The organism is Streptomyces aurantiaciflavus, assembly GCF_049808595.1.
GTDB lineage: Bacteria > Actinomycetota > Actinomycetes > Streptomycetales > Streptomycetaceae > Streptomyces.
On sequence record NZ_JBNCAQ010000001.1, the window covers coordinates 118,410 to 142,842 of the forward strand.

General features: G+C 71.6%; 14 protein-coding genes. 2 read left to right on the top strand and 12 right to left on the bottom strand.

From position 1 onward, the window contains the following. Positions 1–37 precede the first annotated feature (37 nt). Positions 38–1,282: a glycosyltransferase gene (locus tag ACPT94_RS00490; protein ID WP_360341003.1), complete on the top strand. Its 1,245-nt coding sequence runs from the start codon at positions 38–40 to the stop codon at positions 1,280–1,282. Further along, positions 1,279–3,423: a glycosyltransferase family protein gene (locus tag ACPT94_RS00495; protein ID WP_425244774.1), complete on the top strand. Its 2,145-nt coding sequence runs from the start codon at positions 1,279–1,281 to the stop codon at positions 3,421–3,423. The genes ACPT94_RS00490 and ACPT94_RS00495 overlap by 4 nt, the downstream gene beginning before the upstream one ends. A gap of 108 nt (positions 3,424–3,531) precedes the next feature. Here ACPT94_RS00495 and galE read toward each other — a convergent pair whose 3' ends face one another. The 12 genes from galE to mrdA form a co-directional block, all read right to left on the bottom strand. Further along, positions 3,532–4,509, bottom strand: a complete 978-nt coding sequence (gene galE / locus ACPT94_RS00500) for a UDP-glucose 4-epimerase GalE (RefSeq protein ID WP_425244775.1) — start codon at positions 4,507–4,509, stop codon at positions 3,532–3,534. A gap of 83 nt (positions 4,510–4,592) precedes the next feature. After that, complete coding sequence (locus ACPT94_RS00505) at positions 4,593–5,876, bottom strand: nucleotide sugar dehydrogenase (RefSeq protein ID WP_425244776.1); 1,284 nt, start codon at positions 5,874–5,876, stop codon at positions 4,593–4,595. Between the two features lie 9 nt (positions 5,877–5,885). Then, complete coding sequence (locus ACPT94_RS00510) at positions 5,886–7,598, bottom strand: glycosyltransferase family 2 protein (RefSeq protein ID WP_425244777.1); 1,713 nt, start codon at positions 7,596–7,598, stop codon at positions 5,886–5,888. Positions 7,599–7,708: 110 nt separating this feature from the next. After that, on the bottom strand, positions 7,709–8,728 hold the full coding sequence (locus ACPT94_RS00515) for a Gfo/Idh/MocA family protein (protein WP_360340835.1): 1,020 nt from the start codon (positions 8,726–8,728) through the stop codon (positions 7,709–7,711). Then, positions 8,725–9,840, bottom strand: coding sequence for a DegT/DnrJ/EryC1/StrS family aminotransferase (locus ACPT94_RS00520; protein ID WP_360340832.1), 1,116 nt, complete (start codon positions 9,838–9,840; stop codon positions 8,725–8,727). Before ACPT94_RS00520 ends, ACPT94_RS00515 begins: the two co-directional genes overlap by 4 nt. A gap of 464 nt (positions 9,841–10,304) precedes the next feature. Beyond that, a complete protein-coding gene (locus ACPT94_RS00525; RefSeq protein ID WP_425244778.1) occupies positions 10,305–14,552 on the bottom strand; it encodes an Rne/Rng family ribonuclease in 4,248 nt (1,415 codons plus the stop codon). 273 nt (positions 14,553–14,825) lie between these two features. After that, positions 14,826–15,635, bottom strand: coding sequence for a TIGR03936 family radical SAM-associated protein (locus ACPT94_RS00530; RefSeq protein ID WP_360340826.1), 810 nt, complete (start codon positions 15,633–15,635; stop codon positions 14,826–14,828). 48 nt (positions 15,636–15,683) lie between these two features. Then, positions 15,684–16,787, bottom strand: a complete 1,104-nt coding sequence (locus ACPT94_RS00535; RefSeq protein ID WP_425244779.1) for a hypothetical protein — start codon at positions 16,785–16,787, stop codon at positions 15,684–15,686. 128 nt (positions 16,788–16,915) lie between these two features. Further along, positions 16,916–18,865, bottom strand: coding sequence for a TIGR03960 family B12-binding radical SAM protein (locus ACPT94_RS00540; protein WP_425244780.1), 1,950 nt, complete (start codon positions 18,863–18,865; stop codon positions 16,916–16,918). An 85-nt stretch (positions 18,866–18,950) separates the two neighbouring features. Next, on the bottom strand, positions 18,951–20,531 hold the full coding sequence (locus ACPT94_RS00545; protein ID WP_425244781.1) for a CYTH and CHAD domain-containing protein: 1,581 nt from the start codon (positions 20,529–20,531) through the stop codon (positions 18,951–18,953). A gap of 291 nt (positions 20,532–20,822) precedes the next feature. After that, the gene (gene rodA / locus ACPT94_RS00550) at positions 20,823–22,022 is read right to left on the bottom strand and encodes a rod shape-determining protein RodA (protein WP_360340782.1); all 1,200 of its coding nucleotides are present in this window, start codon (positions 22,020–22,022) and stop codon (positions 20,823–20,825) included. Further along, positions 22,019–24,289: a penicillin-binding protein 2 gene (gene mrdA / locus ACPT94_RS00555; protein WP_360340779.1), complete on the bottom strand. Its 2,271-nt coding sequence runs from the start codon at positions 24,287–24,289 to the stop codon at positions 22,019–22,021. The genes rodA and mrdA overlap by 4 nt, the downstream gene beginning before the upstream one ends. Between the last annotated feature and the right edge of the window lie 144 nt (positions 24,290–24,433).

Here is a 24,433-nt window from a genome sequence, read left to right on the forward strand (position 1 = left end):
CGGCTTCCCGCCGGCCGCCAAGAGCTCCACGTATCGGATGCGTGAGACCGCCAACCAGTTCGTCAAGGTCGGCTGGGACGTCACGGTCGTCAACATCGCCCGGGAGTCCTGGGAGCTCGACTCCGGCATCGACCTCTCCCTGCTGGAGCAGGTCGACCCCCGGGTGAAGATCGTCGAGCTGCCGCTGGCGCGCGAAGACCTGGAGACGGACATCCGCCTCTACGACGAGGCGCGTGCCCTCGACCCCAACGGCTGGGTCGCCAAGCTCCGCCGCCGCCAGACCAAGACCTTCCCGGAGCCCAACTTCGGTGAGTGGCGCGGCGACCTGGAGCAGGCCGTCCTGCGCATCCACCGGGAGCACCCGGCGGACCTGCTGCTCGCCAGCTGCGTGCCGTACGTGAACCTCGCCGCGGCCTGGAAGCTGTGGGAGGACGAGAAGGTGCCGTACGCGGTGGACTTCCGCGACGGCTGGTCCATCGACGTCATCGACGGCGTCGAGGCCTTCGCCCGGGACTCCGAGGAGGGCCGCTGGGAGCAGAAGGTCCTCGACCACGCGGTGTCCCTGTGGGTCGTCAACGACCCGATCGCCGAGCACTACCGCAAGCGCTATCCCGAGTTCGCCCACCGCGTGCACGTCGTACGCAACGGCTACGACGCCGACAGCTCGCCGGGCCGGGTGCACAAGCCGGACCGCGAGTCCGGTCTGGTCTTCGGCTACCTCGGCACGGTCAACTTCACCATCCCGCACCTGGAGACGGTGCTGAACGCCTGGCGTGCGGCCCGTGAGAAGGAACCGCTGCTGGCGAACGCGCGCTTCGAGCTGCGCGGCCACATCGGCAACGGCGCCAACCGCGGGGCGAACCGGCACGCAGAGGTCCTCAAGGAGGCCGAGGCCGACGGCGTCTTCTTCGGCGGCCCCGCCGCGAAGGCCGAGGTCGCGTCGATCTACGCCGGCTGGGACGCCATGGTGCTGATCCTGATCGGCGGACGGTACGTCACCTCCGGCAAGGTCTACGAGTACATGGCGACGGGCCTGCCCATCGTGTCGGCGCACGCCGTCGAGCACGACGCCTCCAACGTGCTGAAGGGCCACCCGCTGTGGACGGGCGCGCCCGGCCTCGACGTGGAGGGCCTGACCGAGTCGTTCATCAAGGCCGCGCACATGGCGGTGGAGACGACCGACGAGGAGCACGCCGAAGCGATGGCCCACGCCGACCAGTTCACTCGTGAGGCGCTGATGTCCGTCGCCGTCAAGAACCTTGTCGAGGAGCTCGCCAAGTGACCGAAGTCCTGCTCGTCGCCACCGACCGGCCGCAGTTCGGCGTCCTGGCCTCCACGGTGCGCAAGTTCGAGGCCCTGGGTGCGCGCGTCTACCTGGCGGGCAGCTTCCATCTGGAGGCCGAGGGCATCCCCGAGGAGCTCGCCAAGGTCGGGCTGGCCGGCCTCCACCAGCTGCCGCGCAGCCTCAAGCACCGCAGCCAGGCGCTGCGCCGCCGGATGGGCAAGTCGCCGCGCGGGCTGCGTCTGTGGATGCAGATCGGCCGCGACTCGTGGCTGCGCTCCCGGGCCCGCAGGGCCGACGTGCTCGTCGCCCTGGACCCCTCCGCCGTGTACACGGTGTGGCGGCTGGCCGAGTACAACCGGACCGCCCCCGCCAAGTTCGGGCTCGCGCCCGCGCTGAAGGCCGTGGAGGAGCTGAAGGAGCAGGGCAGCGCCGCCGCCCGCCGTTCCTCCGTCCTGCCGCCGCTGCACGCCATCACCCGCGATGTGCGCCGCAGCGTCGACAACCTGCCCGCGCAGCTGGTGCGGGCGGCCACCCCGCGGCCCGTGATGCGGTCCGGCGTCGGCGCCCGTCTGTGGCGCTCGGCGGTGACCGCGCCCGGCATGCCGATAAGGGTGCGCGCCGCGACCTCGCGGTACGTCGCCGAGGGCATGCAGTGGGCGGGCCGCACCAGCGGTGCCGCGCTGACCCTGGCGGACGCCGCCGCGAAGATCCCGGACCTGAAGCTGCGCTCGGACCTCTACTACGAGGGCGCCATGCAGGAGATCCGCAAGGGTCTCAGCCCTCGCAACCTCTCCAAGGCGGTCGCGGCCCATCTGGCGTACGCCGACGCGGAGTACGCCAAGGGGCGCACCGACGAGGCGGCCGAGGCGATCAACCGGGCGCTGTTCCTGCACTTCCACCGGGTGCTGCACATCGACCAGCTGTCCTCGCCGCTGGCGAAGGACGCCGACGGATTCGTCGCCCCGCTGTACGCCTCCAAGGCGTACCAGGCGCTCAGCCGCCCGCGCGGCCGCAAGGTGCCCGCGGCGCCCGCGCCCACCGACCGCCCGCTGCGGCTACTGGTGGCGACGAGCGCCAACGACAACTTCCTGCACCTGATCAAGGAGCACTTCGCCGACCACCCCGGCGTCGAGCTGCGCTACCTGGACCTGGCCGCGAACAAGCACCTCAAGCGGATCTCCTGGGCGGCCCCGAGGATGCTCAAGGACCGGCTGGCCGACGGTGCGAGCGACTACCAGGAAGAGGTGGACCGCCTGATGCGCCCCTACCTCGACTGGGCGGACACGGTCTTCCTGGAGTGGGCGGCGGGCCCGGCTGGCATGCTCACCACGATCGACCCGGGCGACACCCGGATCGTCGTACGCCTGCACAGCTACGAGGCGTTCACGCGCTGGCCGCACATGACGGACTTCTCCCGGGTCGACGACCTCGTGTACGTCGCCCCGCACGTGAAGGACCTCACCACCTCGCTCGTGCCGATGCTCCGTGGTGAGCAGGCCCCGCGTGTCCACGTCCTGGACAATGCGATGGACCTGTCGGGCTTCAACCGGCCCAAGCCGTCCGAGGCCCGCTTCAACCTGGGTCTGGTCGGCATCAGCCAGGTCGCCAAGGACCCCAAGTGGGCCGTGGACGTCCTGGAGCGGGTCCGCAAGCACGACGAGCGCTACCGGCTGATCCTGGTCGGCGGCGACATGGACCCGAAGACCAGCCAGGCCACCCGCGAGTACCGGCGCGAGTTCGACCGGCTGATCGCCCCGCTGGAGGAGTCCGGCGCGGTCGTGAAGCTCGGTCCGACGGACGACGTCCCCTCGAAGCTGGTCGAGATCGGTACGATCCTCAGCTCCTCGGTGCGCGAGGGCTGCCACGTCGGCCTGATGGAGGGCGCGGCCAGCGGTGCCGTCCCCGTCGTGCGCGACTGGCCGTTCTACGCCGGCAAGCCCAACAGCGCCCGCACGCTGTACCCGGAGGGCTGGGTCGTCACCTCCCCCGCGGAGGCGGCCGAGCGGATCCTGAAGGTCACGGCCACGGAGGAGGCCTGGCGCGCGGCGGGCAAGCTCGCCACCGAGCACGCGCTGACGGTGTGGGACTGGCCCGTGGTGCAGAAGCACTTCGAGAAGCTGTTCCTCGAGGACCGCTGACCTCCGCACCGGCCGGTGAAACAAGGCCCATGAGGAAGGGCCCCCGGAACATTCCGGGGGCCCTTCCTCATACGCGCTTCCTGCGCTTGACGCGTCTTCTCGACGCGCTTACGGCGCTTCCGGGTGCCGCAGCCGCCACCCCGCCCACGCCGACTCCACCATCTCCCGCACACCCCGCTGCGCGCTCCAGCCGAGCTCCTCGCGGATCAGGTCGGCGGAGGCCACCACGCGAGCCGGGTCGCCGGGGCGGCGCTCGCGCACGCGCGGCTCGACGTCGGTGCGGCCGGTGACGTCCTGGATGATGCGGACCATCTCGGCGACCGAGACACCTTCGCCGCGGCCGATGTTGAGGACGAGCCGGGCCTCCGGGTCGGCGGCGAGCCGACGGGCGGCGGCAACGTGCGCGGTGGCGATGTCCTCGACGTGGATGTAGTCGCGGATGCAGGTGCCGTCCGGGGTCGGGTAGTCGTCGCCGAAGATCCACGGCGACTCCCCGGCGTCGAGCCGCTCGAAGACCATCGGGACGAGGTTGAAGACGCCGTCGTCGCCGAGCTCGGGCGTGGCCGCGCCCGCCACGTTGAAGTAGCGCAGCGCGGCGGTCGCCATCCGGTGCCGGGCGCCGACGGCCGCCACCAGCCACTCGCCGGCCAGCTTGGTCTCGCCGTACGGGTTGATGGGCGCGCACGGCGTCTTCTCGGTGACGAGGTCGACGTCGGGCATGCCGTACACCGCGGCGGACGAGGAGAACAGGAACCGGCCGACGCCCGCGGCGGCGGCCGCGTCGAGCAGGACGCGCAGGCCCTCGACGTTCTCGTGGTAGTAGTACAGCGGCCGGGCGACGGACTCGGCCACCTGCTTCTTGCCGGCGATGTGCACGATGCCGGTGACGGCGTGCTCGCGCAGCACCCGGTCGACGGTCTCGCGGTCGAGGACCGTGCCGGTCTCCAGCGCGACCCCGTCCGGGAGCCGCTCGGCGCGGCCCGTGCTCAGGTCGTCGAGGACGACGACGGACTCACCGGCGTCGGCCATCGCCTTCACCACATGCGAGCCGATGAAACCGGCCCCGCCCGTGATCAGCCAGGTCATGAGAAACCCTTCCTGCACCAGGGCCCCGCCCCGGGAGACGGGGGCGGGGCCACCAGGTAGTTCGTACGAGCGTCCAGCCGTCCTCAGCCGCCGATGACGACCCGGCGGACGCCCTTCCAGGCCTCCGGGTCGGTCGTACGGCGACCGTCGACCAGGACCGTGACGTCCGGCAGGTCGGCCGGGGTCAGCGTGCGGTACTCGGCGTGGTCCGCCTGGAGGATCGCGGCGGTGACCTTCTCGCCGTTGTGCGGGGTCAGACCGTGCGCCGCCAGCTCCTCGGCGGTGTACATCGGGTCCGAGACGAACGGGACCGCGCCGCGCGCCTTGAGCGCCTCGACCGTCGGGAAGACGCCCGAGAAGGCCGTCTCCTTGACGCCACCGCGGTAGGCGGCGCCCAGCACGAGCACGTTCACGCCGGTCAGGTCGCCGTAGGCGGCGGCCAGCAGGTCCACCGCGTACTCGGGCATCGCGGCGTTCGCCTCACGGGCGGAGCGCACGACGGTCGCGGCCGGGTCGTTCCACAGGTACATCCGCGGGTAGATCGGGATGCAGTGGCCGCCGACGGCGATGCCCGGCTGATGGATGTGGCTGTACGGCTGCGAGTTGCAGGCCTCGATGACCTTCTTGACGTCGATGCCGTTGCTGTCGGCGAAGCGCGCGAACTGGTTCGCCAGGCCGATGTTGACGTCCCGGTAGGTGGTCTCGGCGAGCTTGGCCAGCTCGGAGGCCTCCGCGGTGCCCAGGTCCCACACGCCGTTGGGCTGCGGCAGGTCGGTGCGGTCGTCGAAGTCGAGGACCTGCTCGTAGAACTCCACACCGCGGGCCGTCGACGCCTCGTCGATGCCGCCGACCAGCTTCGGGTAGCGGCGCAGGTCGGCGAAGACCCGGCCGGTGAGGACGCGCTCCGGGGAGAACACCAGGTGGAAGTCCTCGCCCGCGGTCAGGCCCGAGCCCTCGGCCAGCATCGGCGCCCAGCGGGTGCGGGTGGTGCCGACCGGCAGCGTGGTCTCGTACGAGACGAGGGTGCCGGGCTTGAGGCCCTGGGCGATCGCCTTCGTCGCGGCGTCCATCCAGCCGAAGTCCGGCACGCCCTCGGCGTCCACGAACAGCGGGACGACCACCACGACGGCCTCGGACTCGGCGACCGCGGACGCGGTGTCCGTCGTCGCGCTCAGCAGCCCGGCGTCGACGGCCTGCTTCAGCTTGACGTCGAGGTCGTGCTCGCCGGGGAACGGCTCGACACCGGCGTTGACCAGCTCGACGACCTTCTCGTTGACGTCCGCGCCGATGACCCGGTGGCCCTTGGAGGCGAACTGCACCGCCAGCGGAAGCCCGATCTTGCCGAGCGCTACTACACAGATGTTCATGGAGGGTCGCTACTTCCTTTTGGAACCGGTCGGCTTCTTGGCACCGTTCGGCTTGAACTTCTTGGCGGCCGCCCGCAGCACGCGGACGGCACCGGACTTCGGTTTGCTGAACAGGCGCCCCAGCGCCCGCAGGACCAGTGTCCTCTTCGGGGGATTCAGCTGGGCCGTGTCGATGACCACACGGCCCTTGTCGTTCACCACGGCCGACGCACGGTACGGATCCGCGTCCGGCCCCCACAGGCGGGCCAGCGGCATGGGCAGCCCCTCGCCGCGCACGGGGATCTCGTACGTCCGGCCGACGAGGTCCAGGTGAACCCGGACGCCTCGCTTGGCGGTGATGTGGTCCAGCGGCACACGCGCGTGCAGCACGCTGGCGGCGCCGTCCGGCGCGGGCTCCACCCGCATCTCGCCGACGACCGGCGACGGGACGTGCCCGGCCTTGAGCCGGCGCCCGCCCGGCTTGTCGGCCGACTTGGGCATGGCGCCCTTGACGAGCCGCAGCGCGATCCGGGCCGCGTCGGTGTCACCGACGACCGGCACCCGTACGGACGCCGTGTAGGTGAGCCCGTCGCCCTGCTGCTCCCAGCCGGAGGCGAGCAGCTCGGTGCCCCCGGCGAGATGGCCGGGGACGGACTCGTCGAACAGCTGGTAGACGCGGTCGGACAGGCCTATGCGCGGGTCACGGAAGCCCGGGTAGCGGGCGTAGACGTGCTCGCCCTCGACGACGAACGGCGTGGTCCCGGGCTCCTTCTCGGAGGTGATCGCCTCGCACAGCTCGTCGATCGCTCCCGCCTGCGCCAGCGCGATCCGCACCCGGCGCTTGACGTCCATGGCGTCACGGATGCCGTCGGTGAAGTAGGTGTCGGCGAGCCGCGCGATGCCCGCGCAGAGCTGCGCCTGCAGCTCGCGGTCCAGGCCGGGGAAGTCGTCCTGGATGAGCTTGGCCAGCTCCCAGGTGAAGTGCCGGCGCAGCACGGCGTCCCGCTCCGGGCCCGCCTCGATGAGGCCGGCCGTGAAGTCCATGATCTCCGCCGCGCACCGCAGCCGCGCCAGATGGTCGGCGCGGTAGGTGATGTTGCTGGCGTCGCCGCGCTTGACGGCGAAGTAGCAGATGTAGTCGGCCACCACCGAGATCTTCCGGGCGCGCACGCACGCCTCGATGGTGAACGGCTGGTCGCTCCCCACGGGCATGTGCTCGGGGAAGCGCAGCTTGTACTTCTCGACCAGGTCGCGCCGGAACAGCTTGGTGTTGGCCAGGGTGAACGGCAGCGCGGAGTCGTACAGGCTGATGTCCGAGGCGCTCTCCTTGTAGAGCGCCTGGTGGACGTAGCGGCCGTTGGTGCCGACCATCTTGCCGACGACGACGTCCGAGTCGTACTTGTCGGCGCACTTCACCATGCGCTCCAGGGCTTCCTCGCCGAGGTAGTCGTCGGAGCCTATGAAGTACACGTACCGGCCCGTGGCCACCTCCAGCGCCCGGTTGCTGGGCGCGGCGGGGCCGCCGGAGTTGGGCTGGTGAATCACCTTCACGGTGTCCGGGTACAGCGCCGCGAACCGGTCGAGTTCGCGGCCGCTGTCGTCGGTGGAGCCGTCGTCGACGGCGACGATCTCCAGGCGCTTCCGGCCGATGCTCTGTCCGACGAGGGAGTTCAGGCACTCCGTCAGATAGGGCATCGTGTTGTAGACGGCGACGATGACGCTGACGTCAGGCGCAGCACTCATTCTCCGGCTCCTGGTCTCCGACAGCCGACGGCCGGCTGGGTCCTGCGGGGAAGGTCTCACAGAACATAGGAGTCCCACCGAGCGCGCACCGTTCCCCCGATGTGTGCCACTCAGCTGCCATGGACGGCCAGATCCTCCGGCTGAAGGGACACGCTGCGGTTGTCCGTCGCCGACTGCAGCACCGCGGCCGCGACCTCGACGGTGCGCATGCCCTGGCGCAGGGTGCAGATGTCCGCGGCCTTGCCGAGCACGGCGTCCCGGAACAGCTCGTGCTCGACCAGGAGCGGCTCCCGCTTCGGGATGGCGTAGCGGATCATGTCGCCCTCGGAGACACCGCGGAAGGCCTGCAGGGCCTCCCACTCGGTGGTCACCGCCGCGTTGGAGTGGAACGTCAGGTCGGCGGTGAGGGTGTCGGCGATGAAACAGCCGCGCTCACCGGTGACCGACGTGAACCGCTCCTTGAGCGGGCTCAGCCAGTTGACCAGGTGGTTGACCATGGTCCCGTCGTCCAGGCGGCCGACCGCGGAGACCATGTCCTCGTGCTGACGACCGCTCTTGGAGACGGTGTGCGCGGCGATGGACACGTACTGGCGGCCCGTCACCCAGCCGGTGAGGTCGATGTCGTGCGTGGCGAGGTCCTTGACCACGCCGACGTCCGCGATGCGGTGCGGGAAGGGGCCCTGACGGCGGGTGACGACCTGGTAGACGTCGCCCAGCTCGCCGGCCTCCAGGCGGGCGCGCAGCGAGCGCAGCGCCGGGTTGCACCGCTCGATGTGGCCGACGCCGGCCACCAGACCGCGCGACTCGAACGCCTCGACGAGACGGCGGGCGCCCTCGACGGTGTCGGCGACCGGCTTCTCGATCAGCGCGCAGACGCCGGCCTCGGCGAGCGCCAGACCGACCTCCTCGTGCAGATGGGTCGGGCAGGCCACGACGGCGTAGTCGATGCCGAGGGCGATGAGCTCCTCGACGGTGTTCAGGATCGGCGCGCCCTGCGCGGCCCCGAACTTGTCGCCCATCGGGTCGACGACGCCGACCAGCTCGACGCCCTCCAGACCGGCCAGGACACGGGCGTGGTGACGCCCCATCGAACCGAGGCCGACGAGTCCGGCCCGCAGCGGCTTGCTCACAGCTGCTCTCCCAGCGCGTTCACAGCGGTCACGATGCGCTCCAGGTCCTGCGCGGACAGGGCGGGGTGGACGGGCAGCGAGACGACCTCGGCGGCCGCCCGCTCGGTCTCCGGCAGGTCCCAGGTGCGGCCGGCCTTCTGGTCCGGCTCCCAGTACGGCTTCAGCCGGTGGATCGGGGTCGGGTAGTACACGGCGTTGCCGACGCCGGCCTCGGTCAGCTTGGCCATGGCGGCGTCCCGGTCACCCCGGATACGCACGGTGTACTGGTGGTAGATGTGCCGCGCGCCCTCGGCGACCTTCGGCGTCACCACGTTCGGCGCGGTGATGTGCTCGGTGAGGTACGCGGCGTTGGCGATGCGCTGCTCGGTCCAGCCGGCGAGCTTGCCGCGCTGGACACGGCCGATCGCGGCGGAGACGTCCGTCATACGGACGTTGGCGCCGACGATCTCGTTGGCGTAGCGCTGCTCCATGCCCTGGTTGCGCAGCAGGCGCAGGGTCCGGGCGACCTCCGCGTCGGCCGTGCTGATCATGCCGCCCTCGAGGCTGTGCATGTTCTTCGTCGGGTAGAAGCTGAAGGTGCCCGCGGAGCCGAAGGCGCCGACCGGCGTGCCGTTCAGTGCGGCGGCGTGGGCCTGGCAGGCGTCCTCGACGACGGCGAGCCCGTGCTGGGCGGCGATCGCCATGATCCGGTCCATCGCGGCCGGGTGGCCGTACAGGTGGACCGGCATGATGGCCGCGGTGCGCGCGGTGATGGCCGCCTCGACGGCCGCCGGGTCCAGACAGAAGGTGTCGGCCTCGATGTCGGCGAAGACCACGTCGGCGCCGACCAGCCGGACCGCGTTGGCGGAGGCCGCGAAGGAGAACGACGGCACGATGACCTCGTCGCCGGGGCCGATACCGAGCGCCATCAGCGTCAGGTGCAGCGCGGAGGTGCCGGAGTTGACCGCGACGCAGTGGCGCCCGTCGACCAGCTCCGAGAACTCCTCCTCGAAAGCGGCCACCTCGGGCCCCTGGACGACGCGGCCGCTGCGCAGCACGCGCACCGCGGCCTCGATCTCCTCCTCGTCGATCACAGGCTTGGCGGCCGGTATGAACTCATGGGCGTCGGTCATCGACATCCCCTCCTCTACGGCGACCTCGAAGGCGCGTCGTGGTGCTCGGTCGGGAAGGAACCGCGTCGAACCCGGCACGGCCGCATCCCTGAGTGTTCACCGCTGCCTGTAGGCGGGCGAACGGCTTGTACACAGGACCCCGCCCCCGAGGGTTCCTTGCGGGAAGACAGCCGTATCCGGACTGGAGGACCGGACGTGCAGTTCGGCTGCGGTCACGGTGCGCATGGCTGTGGCCACCGAGACCACAGTTCACGTTACCAGCAAGGAGTTGGCGATTTTCCCCAGGGTTACCACACAGAAACCCTCTCGGCGGGTGCGCTCGATCACAAGCGAAAGACAGCGAAACAAAGGGTAACGCGCGCCATAACGCCCGGCGACGCGAGCGGCGGCGCGGGGCTCCCGGGGGGAAACCGGGTGCCCCGCACCGCCGATGTCGCACTCACCCACGGGGGTGACGGAACCGGTCAGTCCTCCGCCGTGGCCGAGACGGACGGGGTGTTCTGCTGCGCCGCCGCCGTCTTCTTCGACACCGCCTTCGCGGCCTTCTTGGCCGTCGTCTTCTTCGCGGCCGTCTTCTTCGCGGCCGTCTTCTTGGCGACGGTCTTCTTCGTGGCGGCCTTCTTCGCCGTGGCCTTCTTGGCGGTCTTGCGGGCCGCCGCCTTCTTGGCCGGAGCGGCCTGCGCCGACTCCTCGGCGGCCTCCACGGCCTCGTCGGCGTCGGCCGCGGGCGCCTCGGCCTCCGCCTCAGCGGGAGCCGGAGCCTCCGCCGACGCTTCCGTCGCAGCCGACGGGACGACCACGACGGCCGTCTCCTCGGCCGCGGTGGGCGCGGTGGCCTTGCGCACGGCCCGGCGCCGCGGACGGGCCGGAGCCGCGCTCTCGACGACGGGCTCGGCCGGGGCCTCGGCCTCGGGCTCGGCGGGCTGCTCCACCGGAGCCTCCGCCGGCGCGGACTCGGCGACCGTCACCACGGCGGCCTCCGCTCCCGAGGGCGAGCCGGCCGGCGCGGACACCTTCCGGGTGGCCCGACGGCGCGTACGGCCCTTGGGCGCGGCCTCCTCGGCGGCCGGAGCCTCGACGACCGGGTCCTCGACGGCGACCGGCTCGGCGTGCGCCGCGACGGCCTCGGCCGGCTGCACCGGACGCCCGGCCTCCTCCTCGGCGGTGACGTCCTGGGCGGTGGGAGCCTCGGCGGGGGCCTCGGAGACGGCCTCCGTCCGCGCGGCACCGCCCCTCGGCGCACCCGCCGGAGCCGACACCCGACGGCTCGCCCGGCGACGGCCCCGCCCGCGCGTGGCCGCGGCCTCCGCCTCGGCGACGCTGCTGTACAGCTCCTCGTCCGGCGCGAAGTCGGGAGCCGCCAGCGCGACCGGCTCGGCCACCTCGGCGGAGACCTCGGCCTCGCTCTCGGCCTCCTCCTCGACGCTCAGCACCGTCTCGACGGCCCCGGCCTCGGTCTCGTGGACATGCCCGTCCCCGATGCGACCGCGCTTCTTGCGCTTGCCACCGCCGTTGGCCGACGGCTGGTCCAGATGGACGATGACACCGCGGCCGTTGCAGTGCACACAGGTCTCGGAGAACGACTCCAGCAGCCCCTGTCCGACCCGCTTACGGGTCATCTGCACGAGCCCCAGCGAGGTCACCTCGGCGACCTGGTGCTTCGTACGGTCCCGGCCCAGGCACTCCAGCAGGCGCCGCAGCACCAGGTCCCGGTTGGACTCCAGCACCATGTCGATGAAGTCGATCACGATGATGCCGCCGAGGTCGCGCAGCCGCAGCTGACGCACGATCTCCTCGGCCGCCTCCAGGTTGTTCCTGGTGACCGTCTCCTCGAGGTTGCCGCCCTGACCGGTGAACTTGCCGGTGTTGACGTCGATGACGACCATCGCCTCGGTCCGGTCGATCACCAGCGAGCCACCGCTGGGCAGCCAGACCTTGCGGTCCAGCGCCTTGGCGAGCTGCTCGTCGATCCGGTACGTGGCGAACACGTCGACCTCGGAGGTCCACCGGGACAGCCGCTCGGCCAGGTCCGGCGCCACGTGCGACACATAGCCGTGGATGGTCGACCAGGCGTCGTCGCCGCTGACGACGACCTTGGAGAAGTCCTCGTTGAAGATGTCGCGCACGACCCGGACGGTCATGTCCGGCTCGCCGTACAGCAGCGTCGGAGCGTTGCCGCTCTTGGCCTTCTTCTGGATGTCCTCCCACTGCGCCTGGAGCCGCTCGACGTCACGGCGCAGCTCGTCCTCGCTCGCGCCCTCGGCGGCGGTGCGCACGATGACGCCCGCGTCCTCGGGGACGATCTTCTTGAGGATGGTCTTCAGCCGGGCCCGCTCGGTGTCGGGCAGCTTGCGGCTGATGCCGGTCATCGAGCCCTCGGGCACGTACACGAGGTAGCGGCCCGGGAGGGAGACCTGGCTCGTCAGACGGGCGCCCTTGTGCCCGATCGGGTCCTTGGTGACCTGCACGAGGACCGACTGGCCCGACTTCAGGGCGGACTCGATACGGCGCGGCCCGTTGGCCATGCCCAGCGCCTCGAAGTTCACCTCACCGGCGTACAGGACGGCGTTGCGCCCCTTGCCGATGTCGATGAACGCGGCCTCCATCGACGGCAGCACGTTCTGCACCTTGCCCAGGTACACGTTGCCGACGTACGAGGTCGACTGCTCCTTGTTGACGTAGTGCTCGACGAGCACGCCGTCCTCCAGGACGCCGATCTGCGTCCGGTCGCCGTGCTGCCGGACGACCATGACGCGCTCGACGGCCTCGCGGCGGGCCAGGAACTCGGCCTCGGTGATGATCGGCACGCGCCGGCGGCCCTGCTCACGGCCCTCCCGGCGGCGCTGCTTCTTGGCCTCCAGACGGGTCGAGCCCTTGATGGACTGCACCTCGTCGGACGGCTCGCTCGCCTTGCGCGGCTCGCGGACCTTGACGACCGTGCGCTCCGGGTCGCCCTCGTCCGGCTCGGTGTCGACGGAGGCGTCCCCGGCGCGGCGGCGACGACGACGGCGACGGCGGCTGCCGGCGGTGGAGGCGCCGGTCTCGTCGGCGTGCGCCTCGTCGTCGGCGTCCTCCTCCTCCTGCTCGGCGGTGTCCTCGGCGTCCTGCGCGGCCTGCTCGGCGGCGAGTTCGTCGGACTCGGCGTCCCCGGACTCGCCGTCGGCGGCCTCACCACGACGGCGACGACGGCCACCCCGGCGACGGCGGCGGCGCGAACCGCTCTCCTCGGTCTCGGCCTCGTCCTCGCTCTCGAGGACGTCCTCGGCGGCCTCCTCGGCCTCCTCCGGCTCGGCCTCCTCGTCGGCGGCGGGCACGGTGCTCGGCACGGCCTCGGCGCTCTGCACGGCCTCGGCGCTCTCCTCGCCCTGGCCGGCGCCCCGGCGCCGACGGCGACGCCGCGACCCGGTCGGCTCCTCGGGGAGCTCCTCCACGGGCTCTACGGCCTCGACGGCCTCGACGGCCTCCGCCTCGGCGGCGGCCGCCTCGGCAGCCGCGCGCTCGGGCGTCTGGAACCGCGGCTCGGTGAACACGGGGGCCTGGAACACGGCGACCGCGGGACGTGCCGGACGCCGCGGCGCCTCGGCCTCGTCGCCGGCCGACCGCGCGGGCTCGGAGAACCCGACGGCGGCCTTACGGACGACACGCCTGCGCGCACGACGCGGAGCGGCCTCCTCGTCGGCCTGGGCGGCGGGAACCTCGGCGGCCACCGGAGTCTCAGCTGCCACGGGAGCCTGCGGGGCCTGCGCCTCGTCAGCGCCGGCGGACACCGCGGGCGCCTCGGCCTCGAGGGTCTCGCTCGCAGCCTCGGCGGGCGCGGAGACGCGACGCGTGGCCCGACGACGGGTACGGCGCGGGGCGGCCTCCTCGGCGGCAGGAGCCTCGGCGGGCTCGGCCACCTCCGGGGCCACGGCGGCCTCGGTTGCTTCGGCCTCTACCGCCTCGGCCGGCTCGGTGGCCTCCGCGGTCACGGGGGTCTCGACGGTCACCGTCGCCTCGGTGGCGGCCTCGGCCGCCTTCGGCGCACCGGCGGGCGCGGAGGCCCGGCGGGTGGCACGGCGGCGGGTGCGGGGAGCGGGCGCCTCCTCGGCGACGGGCTCCTCGACGGCCGGCTCCTCGACCGGCGCCTCTGCGGCCGCCTTCTCCTCGGTCATCGCCGGCACCACGATCTCCTCGGCCTCGGCCTCGGCGGGCGCGGACGCCCCGGCCGGCGCGGAGACACGACGCGTGGCACGCCGACGCGTACGGCGCGGAGCGGCGTCCTCGGCGACGCTCTCCTCGGCGGAGGCGCTCGCCTCGGTGGCGGCGACCTCCGCGACCGGCTCCGGCGCCTCGGCGGCCACGGGCACGACGGTCTCGGCGACCTCGGGCGAGGCGGCAGGACCGGCGGGCGCGGAGGCCCGACGGGTGGCACGCCGACGCGGACGCGCGGGCGCGGCCTCGACGGCCTCCTCGGCCTGAGCCTGGACGGTCTCGACGGCCGCGACCGTCTCGTCCGTCTTCTCCTCTTCGCCGGCGTCCGCCAGCAGATCGGCCACGGACTCGGCGGCCGGTATGGCCGGCGCGACGGTCTCGGCCGGGGTGTCGGTCGCCGCGACCGGCGGACCGGCCGGGCGGGAAGCGGCACGGCGCCGACGACGCGGCGGCAGGGTGTCGCTGGGGGTGTTGGATTCGGAGTCCGTCACGGACTCTGTGGGTTCGGTCGGCTCGAGCATGCGGGTGTATCTCCCGTCAGGCTCCCGGGCGCCGCACCTGGTCCGGTATCGACCTCGTCGATCACCGTTGACGTCCGCGGCTCGCGCTGTGCGCGGTGCCGCCGTCCGGGGCGCGGCCGCCGCACGGGAGCTCTCTGTGTCCTGTCTCGCCGGTTCCGTACGCCATGTTGCGTACGGCCTGGCGAAAGTCTTCTGGTCGGTGCGCTGCCCGACCCAGGTGGCTCCCGAGTACGAGGGCGGCGCTACGACGTCCGTCCCTGTGCGGAACCTTCCTTACACCGGCGCCTTCGCGGCGGCAGTCGCATCGGCCGTTGACTGGGCCTCGGCTGCCTCGCGGTCGGGCGCGAGCGGGTCGGTCACCGCGCCGGTCTCTTCATCGAGCAGCCCCTGCGCCAGCCTGGTCACCGCTGCGGGGACCGGCGGCGCCAGGTCGGCCACGGCGCGGAGACCGGACAGGACGTCGTCGGGTCGTACGGCAGGCGTCACGTGCCGAACAACCAGGCGCAGTATCGCACAGGGCTGGTCCGTAGGCCCACCAAGCTGCCCGATGCCGGCCGTTCCGGTGGAGCCGGCGCCTGCGGCGGGCTGTGGAGAGCTCGTTTCCAGCCTTACTACGGCGGAGCGGGCGTCGAACGTGCGGACGCCGTTCTTCATCAGGCGCTGGACCTCGACGGTGTCGGCCGCGTTGAAGGCGGCCACCGCGCGGTCGGCGTCCGCGGGGTCCACGCCGTCCAGGCGCAGTTCCCACACGGAGGCCGTGAGCCGGTCGGCGAGTCCCGGGGTGCGGGCCTCGACCGCCTCGATGACGTCGAGCCCAGTGGGCAACGACTCGTCGAGGAGCTCACGCAGCTTCTGCGGGTCTCGCGCCTCGGTGAGCGCGATCTCCAGATACTCCGCCTCGCTGCCCGTGCCGGTGGGTGCGGCATTGGCGTACGACACCTTCGGGTGCGGCGTGAACCCTGCCGAGTACGCCATCGGTACCTCGGCACGGCGCAGCGCACGCTCGAAGGCGCGCTGGAAGTCACGGTGGCTGGTGAACCGGAGGCGGCCGCGCTTGGTGTAGCGCAGTCGGATGCGCTGCACCGCCGGTGCGGGCGGCGGGCCTTCGGGCTGTCGCTTGCCCAGTGTCGTTCAGTCCTTCGTGAGAGCGGTCGTACTGCTACCAAGAGTACGTGTCTCGCGGCCGGAAGGTTCCCGCCGGACGGCGGCCACCGGCTGCCGCGGCTCCCCGAAGAGCATCCGCCGGACGTCGGCCCGGGCCTGCCGTACGGACTCGCGGGCGGCGGCCAGGGCCTGCCGGGTGGCGCGGCCCACGGCGCGGGCGGCCTCGGCGGCGGGACGCAGGACGACGTCGCGGACGACGTGCCCGACCGGGGTCAGCACACTGCGGTACACCCACCGCACCGGCTCGACGAGGATCCACCGGAAGAGGGTCCCGAGAAACCGCCCGACGGCGAGCGAGATGTGCCCCGCAATCCGCCACGCGTGCCCGAGGGCGTCCCAGACCTCGCGTCCGACGACGGCGAGGACCCGGCCGACGGGCACCAGGACCCAGCGCCACAGCGCGAGCGCGGGCAGGACGAACAGGATCCGGGTGGTCCAGTACAGGACCCAGCCGATCCCCGTGACGAGCAGGGCGAGGAACTGCCCCACGCCCCGCGCGCACCAGGCGATCGCCCGGCCGACGGGCGCGAGGATCCACTCGTGGAACGAGCGGGCGGGGACGACGACCAGGTACCGCGCCAGCCACACGGCGGCCGTGCGGACACCGATGCCGACGGGGGCCAACACGCGCGCGTACAGCCAGAGCAGGACGGCGCCCGTCCCGCGGGCCAGCCAGGCGAGTGCGTGGCCGACGGGGGTGAGGACATGGCGGTGGCACCAGGTCAGGGGGACGACGACCAGCACGTTCCCCAGCCAGGCGAGCGCCCTGCCGGTGGGGACGACGACGTACCGCCACAGGGCGATCAGGGGCCAGACCACCAGAACCTTGCCCAGCCACAGCAGGGCCCGGCCGAGCGGCCGCAGCACCGTGTCGTTCAGGAAGCGGCCGGCGACGACGAGCGCGTCCCACGCCATCCGCACGGGCACGACCAGCACAAGCACGACGATCCGCACGGGCAGCCGGATCGCGACGACAAGACACCCCTCGGGCGTCTGCTGCTCCACCTGCCGGGCGGAGGGCTTGCCGAGGCCCTTGTCCAGGTCGTTGCCCAGGTCGTTGTCGACGTCCATGTCGAGAAGGACGCCGTGGCGGCCCGTGCGGATCCCGTGCGCACTCCCCCGTTTCAGGCGCTCCGACCTGGGCGGACGCGGACAGCACCGAGCCCCCTTCCGCTCGGGAAGGGGGCTCGGTGCTCGGCTCAGTGCGAGTGTCCGGTGCCCGCGGGCTGCTTCACGGACAGCGGCAGCAGCTTCTTGCCGGTCGGACCGATCTGGATGTGCGTGTCCATGGCGGGACAGACACCGCAGTCGAAGCACGGCGTCCAGCGGCAGTCCTCGACCTCCGTCTCGTCGAGGGCGTCCTGCCAGTCCTCCCAGAGCCAGTCCTTGTCAAGGCCGGAGTCGAGGTGGTCCCAGGGCAGGACCTCCTCGTAGCCGCGCTCACGGGTGGTGTACCAGTCGACGTCCACACCGAACGCGGTCAGCGCCTTGTCGGCACAGCTCATCCAGCGGTCGTACGAGAAGTGCTCGCGCCAGCCGTCGAAGCGGCCGCCGTCCTCGTAGACGGCCCGGATGACGGCGCCGATACGGCGGTCACCGCGGGAGAGCAGACCCTCGACGATGCCGGGCTTGCCGTCGTGGTAGCGGAAGCCGATCGAGCGGCCGTACTTCTTGTCGCCGCGGATCTTGTCGCGGAGCTTCTCCAGGCGGGCGTCCGTCTCCTCGGCGCTCAGCTGCGGCGCCCACTGGAACGGGGTGTGGGGCTTGGGCACGAAGCCGCCGATCGACACCGTGCAGCGGATGTCGTTGGAGCCGGAGACCTCGCGGCCCTTCTGGATCACCCGGGTCGCCATGTCGGCGATCTGGAGGACGTCGTCGTCGGTCTCCGTCGGCAGGCCGCACATGAAGTACAGCTTCACCTGGCGCCAGCCGTTGCCGTAGGCGGTGGCGACCGTGCGGATCAGGTCCTCCTCGGAGACCATCTTGTTGATGACCTTGCGGATGCGCTCCGAGCCGCCCTCGGGCGCGAACGTCAGACCCGAGCGGCGGCCGTTGCGCGTCAGCTCGTTGGCGAGGTCGATGTTGAAGGCGTCCACGCGGGTGGAGGGCAGGGAGAGGCCGATCTTGTCGTCCTCGTAGCGGTCCGCGAGGCCCTTGGCGACCTCGCCGATCTCGCTGTGGTCGGCGGAGGAGAGCGACAGCAGGCCGACCTCCTCGAAGCCGGTCGCCTTCAGGCCCTTCTCGACCATCTCGCCGATGCCCGTGATGGAGCGCTCGCGCACCGGGCGGGTGATCATGCCGGCCTGGCAGAAGCGGCAGCCACGGGTGCAGCCGCGGAAGATCTCCACCGACATGCGCTCGTGGACCGTCTCGGCGAGCGGGACCAGCGGCTGCTTCGGGTACGGCCACTCGTCCAGGTCCATCACCGTGTGCTTGGACACACGCCACGGGACACCCGACTTGTTCGGTACGACACGGGCGATCCGGCCGTCCGGGAGGTACTCGACGTCGTAGAAGCCCGGGATGTACACCCCGCCCGTCTTCGCCAGGCGGAAGAGGACCTCCTCACGGCCGCCCGGCCGGCCCTCGGCCTTCCACTCGCGGATGATCTTCGTCATGTCGAGCACGGCCTGCTCGCCGTCGCCGATGACCGCCGCGTCGATGAAGTCGGCGATCGGCTCGGGGTTGAAGGCCGCGTGGCCGCCCGCGAGGACGATCGGGTCGTCGACGGTGCGGTCCTTCGCCTCCAGCGGGATGCCCGCCAGGTCCAGCGCGGTCAGCATGTTCGTGTAGCCCAGCTCCGTGGAGAAGGACAGTCCGAACACGTCGAACGCCTTCACCGGACGGTGGCTGTCCACCGTGAACTGCGGGACGCGGTGCTCCCGCATCAGGGCCTCCAGGTCCGGCCACACGCTGTAGGTGCGCTCGGCGAGGACGCCCTCCTGCTCGTTCAGGACCTCGTAGAGGATCATGACGCCCTGGTTGGGCAGACCGACCTCGTACGCGTCCGGGTACATCAGCGCCCAGCGGACGTCACAGTCGTCCCAGGGCTTGACGGTGGAGTTCAGCTCGCCGCCCACGTACTGGATCGGCTTCTGCACATGCGGGAGCAGGGCTTCGAGCTGCGGGAACACCGACTCGACAGACATCGGGGGAACTTTCGTGAGCTGACAGGGGTGACCATCTAGCCTAACCCGCTCATGGAGCGTCCCCGTACGCCGAAAAAGCCGGGCCTCAGACCTCCATCGTGGCGCTGATCGTCTGCCACGCCTCGGGCAGCGCCGCCTCCGCCAGTTCCGCCCGTCGCTCCTCCCGGCCGTGCAGCAGCCCGTAGGTGAACGCGCTCTCCCCCGCCGCGTGCGCCTGGGCGGCGAGATCACGCAGGGCCTCCCGGGTCATCACGCTGTCCTGGTGGTCGCCGAGCAGGCCCTGGAGGGACTTCATCAGCCGGACGAGGTCGTCGGCCGGCCCGCCGAGCGCCGGCGCGGCCGCCTCCGCCGAGTAGCGCGTCCGCTTGGCCTTCTTGCGGGCCTCGTGGAGCGCCAGATCGCGCTCGGGCCCGGGCGGCTGCCCGAGCGCCTCCTCCACGAGCGCCGCCACCTGCCCGAAGTCCTTGCGCACGGCCCTCGCGATCACCTTCGCCGGCCGGCCCGCGGCCGCTTCGAGCAGGGGCGGGTCCGCCACGAGCCGGTCCAGCGCGTCGAGCAGCGCCAGGTACCGCCTGCCGTCCAGTACAGCGATCAGGCGCCGGCGCGAGCCGCTGCTGCGCGCCCGTGACCAGGTGCGCAGCCGGTTGCGGACGGGGCCGGTGACCAGCGGGCGCGGCAGCTCGTCGAGGGCGGCCGTCAGCCGTTCCGTGAGGACCTCCTGGTCCCGGTCCACGCCCAGCTCTCCGGCGAGCCACTTCAGCTCCTCGCCGAGCGGGTCGGTGACCTCGCGGTCCAGCACCTTGGCGAAGGAACGGAAGGCGCTGCGCATCCGGCGGGTGGCGACGCGCATACGGTGCACCGAGTCGGGGAGATCCCGGCGGACGGCCGGATCGAGCTCGACGAGGGCGTCGCGCTGGGCGCGGACGTACGCGAGGACGTGGTCCCCGGCGGTCACCGGCTCGGCGGAAGGTTTCGTCACCAGTCCGACGGAGGGTTTCCCCTCCCCCGGCGACTCCCCCTTCGCCCGCTGCCCCTTGCCCTTCCCCTTCCCATTGCCCTTCTTGGGCTTGGGTGCCGTCTCCGCCAGCGCCCGTGCCAGTTTCGACGCCGATCCCGACGGCCGTACGCCCGCCTTGCGCAGCCGTTTCTCCACCTTGTCGAGGAAGGCCGGGTCACCGCCGTCGGCGAGCTCCACCTCGATCTCGCTCCACTGGGCGGAGCCGCCCTCCCCGGTCAGCCGGTCCGCCCGGACGGCGTCCACACTGACCTCGGCGAGCAGCCGGCCCTCCCCGTCGACGAGGCCGCGCACATCACGGGCCGAGCGCAGCCGGACCACCGGCACCAGCTCGGCGTCCCGGACGCGGGAGCGGACCAGCCCCGCGAGCCCGCGCGGGAGGGTGTCGGACAGCGGGGCGCGGATCTCGTCGCGGACGCCCGGGGCGACGGGGAATTTCAGGTGCCAGCCCGCGTCGGAGCCGCCGGTGCGGCGGCGCAGGGTCAGGGAGGCGGCGGCGAGCCGTTCGTCGGCGGTGTCGTAGTAGGTGGCGTCGAGTTCGGCGACACCCTTGTCGAGGACGGCCGCGACCCCGGCGACGCCGGTCAGGTCGGGCAGCCCACTGTCGTCGGATTCGTACTTGCGCTCGATCTCGCGTTTCGTCTCCGCCATGCAGCGAATCTAGTGGCAGCGACGGCGAGATGGCAGGGGCAACTTCCGTCGAACTGACGGCGAACGCCGGGTGGACGGACGCAGATGCGTGCGGCCGCTGAGGACAAGCCGTCGAGGGCAAGACCGCTCAGGCCGAAGCGGGGGCTGGGGGCGGCAGCCGTCGATGCCGGCGCCCCCAGGGATGACGCCCCCCAGAAACGGCGCCCCCGGGGTTGGCGTCCCCAGGAACGGCGCCCCCAGGTACGGCGCCCCCGGCCGAGGGTCCCGCTGGACGACCCAACCGGCGGAGGCTCACGCCGACATGGGTCGCTGGACCCGGATCGACTGCAGCAACCCGACCGCCACCCACACCGCGAACATCGACGAGCCGCCGTACGACACGAACGGCAGGGGCAGGCCGGTGACCGGCATGATGCCCAGCGTCATGCCGATGTTCTCGAAGGACTGGAAGGCGAACCAGGCGACGATCCCGGCGGCGACGATCGTGCCGTACAGCTCGGTCGTCTCGCGGGCGATACGGCAGGCGCGCCACAGGACGACGCCCAGCAGGACGATGATGAGGCCGCCGCCGACGAAGCCGAGTTCCTCGCCCGCCACCGTGAACACGAAGTCCGTCTGCTGTTCGGGGACGAACTGGCCGGTGGTCTGCGAACCGTGGAACAGCCCGGCCCCGGTCAGCCCGCCGGAACCGATCGCGATACGGGCCTGGTTGGTGTTGTAGCCGACGCCCGCCGGGTCGAGGCTGGGGTTGGCGAAGGCGGCGAACCGGGCGATCTGGTAGTCGTCCAGGATGTGCAGCTGCCACACCGCGATCGCGCCCGTCGCGCCCGCGCCGAGCAGGCCGAAGACCCAGCGGTTGGAGGCGCCGGAGGCCAGCAGCACACCCAGCACGATGATCACCATGACCATGACCGAGCCGAGGTCGGGCATGAGCATCACGATCAGCATCGGCACCGCGGCCAGACCGAGGGCCTGCATCACCGTGCGCTGGTCGGGGTAGGGCTTGTCGCCCGCGTCGACCCGGGCCGCCAGCAGCATCGCCATGCCCAGGATGATCGTGATCTTCACGAACTCCGAGGGCTGGAGCGAGAAGCCGCCGCCGAGCACGATCCAGGAGTGCGCGCCGTTGACGGTGGAGCCGAGCGGGGTGAGCACCAGCAGGATCAGCAGGAGCGAGAGCCCGTAGAGGACCGGCACGAAGTTGCGCAGGGTGCGGTGGCCGAGCCAGACCGTGCCGATCATCAGGGCGAACCCGATGCCGGTGTTCATGAGGTGCCGGATCAGGAAGTAGTACGGGTCGCCCTGGTTGATCTCGGTGCGATTGCGGGTGGCCGAGTACACCAGCAGTGAGCCGATCAGCGACAGGGCCGTGGCCGCCAGCAGTATCGGCCAGTCCAGGCGCCGGGCCAGCGAGTCGCGGGCGAAGAGCCGCGTCCAGCCGGCCCGCTCGGGCCCGTACCCGGAGACGGAGAAGCTGTTCACGCCGGTCATGAGCACATCCTCCGGCTTCCTCGGCCGCGCGCCCCGCGCCGTCGTCGCCGCCGGGTGTCACGGTTGTCCGCCTCGGGCGAGGCCACGGTCGCCGCGGGCTGCGTCCCGCCGGCGGCCGGCGCGCCCTCCTCGGTGGCCTTCTGGAAGGCCTGCTGTTCCTTGGCCGGGTCCTTGGAGATCTTCGGGGAGGCGATGGTGCCGTCCGTCTTGATCTTCGGCAGTCCCTGCTGGGGGGTGGGCAGCAGCGCGTTCTTCTTGTTGATCGTGCCGTCGTCGGAGATGCCGTAGAGCGCGTCGTAGATGTTGCGCACGGCCGGACCCGAGGCGCCGGAACCCGTACCACCCTGGGAGATCGTCATCACGATCGAGTAGTCCTTGGTGTAGGTGGCGAACCAGGACGTCGTCTGCTTGCCGTAGACCTCAGCGGTACCGGTCTTGGCGTGCATCTCGATCTTGTCCTGCGGCCAGCCGCCGAACCGCCAGGCGGCCGTACCGCGCGTCGCCACACCGGCGAGGGCGCTGTCCATCTGGGCCAGAGTCTGCTTGCTGACGGGCAGTTTGCCGTGCGCCTTGGGCTGGATCTCCTGGACGGTCCTGCCGTCGGCGCTGACGATGGCCTTGCCGACCGTCGGGTCGTACAGGGTGCCGCCGTTGGAGATGGCCGCGTAGATGGTGGCCATCTGGATCGGGGTCACGAGGGTGTCGCCCTGGCCGATGGAGTAGTTGATCTCGTCACCGGCGCGCATCTTGTTGCCCTCGAGGCAGTTCTCGTACGAGATCCTCTCGACGTAACTGCCGTCCTTCTTGCCCGTCTTGCACCAGGCGTCCTTGTTGGCCTTCCAGTACGCCTGCTTCCACGCGCGGTCGGGGACGCGGCCGGAGACCTCGTTGGGCAGGTCGACGCCGGTCTCCTTGCCGAGGCCGAACTGGTGGGCGGTCTTGAAGAAGTAGTCGTTGGGCTTCTTCTTCGGGTCGATGCCGCCGTCCTTCTGCCACTGGCTGTGCGCGAGCCGGTAGAAGACGGTGTCGCAGGAGACCTCCAGCGCGCGGCCGAGACTGATCGGGCCGTAGTTCGCCGACTCGAAGTTCTTGAAGACCTGACCGCCGACCGAGTACGAGCTGGAGCAGTCGTAGCGGCCGTCGAAGTCGTACCCGGCCTGGACGGCGGCGGCCGTGGAGACCACCTTGAAGATGGAGCCGGGGGCTGCCTGACCCTGTATGGCCCGGTTGAGCAGCGGGTAGTTGGAGGACTTGCCGGTCAACTGCCGGTAGTCCTTGGCGGAGATGCCGCCGACCCAGGCGTTCGGGTCGTACGTCGGGTTGGACGCCATGGCGACGACGCGGCCGGTCTTGGCCTCCATCACCACGACCGCGCCGGCGTCGGCCTTGTAGTTCTCCCCGGTGTTGCGGTCGAACTGCTTGCGGGCCTCCTTCATCGCCTCGTTCAGCTCGAACTCGGCGACGCGCTGGACGCGGGCGTCGATGCTGGTGACGAGGTTGGAGCCGGGTTCGGCCGGGGTGGCCTCGGCCTGGCCGATGACGCGGCCGAGGTTGTCGACCTCGTAGCGGGTGACGCCGGCCTTGCCGCGCAGCTCCTTGTCGTACTCGCGTTCAAGGCCGCTGCGGCCGACCTGGTCGGAGCGGAGGAAGGGCGAGTCGGTGTCCTGGGCCTTGGTGATCTCCTCGTCGGTGACCGGGGAGAGGTAGCCGAGGACCTGGGCGGTGTTGGCCTTGCCGGGGCTCCCGTAGCGGCGTACGGCCTCGGGTTCGGCGGTGATGCCGGGGAAGTCCTCGGCGCGCTCACGGATCTGCAGGGCCTGCTTGGGGGTGGCCTCGTCGGTGATGGGGATGGGCTGGTACGGCGAGCCGTTCCAACAGGGCTGGGGCGTCTTCGCGTCGCACAGCCGGACCTTCTGCATGACCTCCTCGGGGGTCATGCCGAGGACACCCGCGAGCTTGGTCAGCACGGCCTTGCCGTCGTCCTTCTGCTTCAGCAGGTCGGTGCGGGAGGCGGAGACGACGAGCCGTGTCTCGTTGTCCGCGAGGGGCACCCCGCGCGCGTCCAGGATCGAACCGCGTACGGCGGGCTCGACGACCTGCTGGACGTGGTTGCCGGAGGCCTCCTTGGCGTACTCCGCGCCCTCCCGGATCTGGAGGTACCAGAGCCGGCCGCCGAGGGTGCCGAGGAGGGAGAGGACGAGGATCTGGATCACGACGAGCCGGATCTGGACCCGTGGGGTCCGCCCGGTCTCGGGAATGTTGGTCACTGCGGCTGCCTCCCCCTCTCAGTGCGCGGAACGTGCCTGCGTGGACGTGTGCTCGCGGACGCGTGTGCTCACGGATGCGTGTGCCCGGCCGCGTTCGCGGTCGCGGTTGTGTTCGCGGTCGCAGTTGTGTTCGCGGTTGTGTGT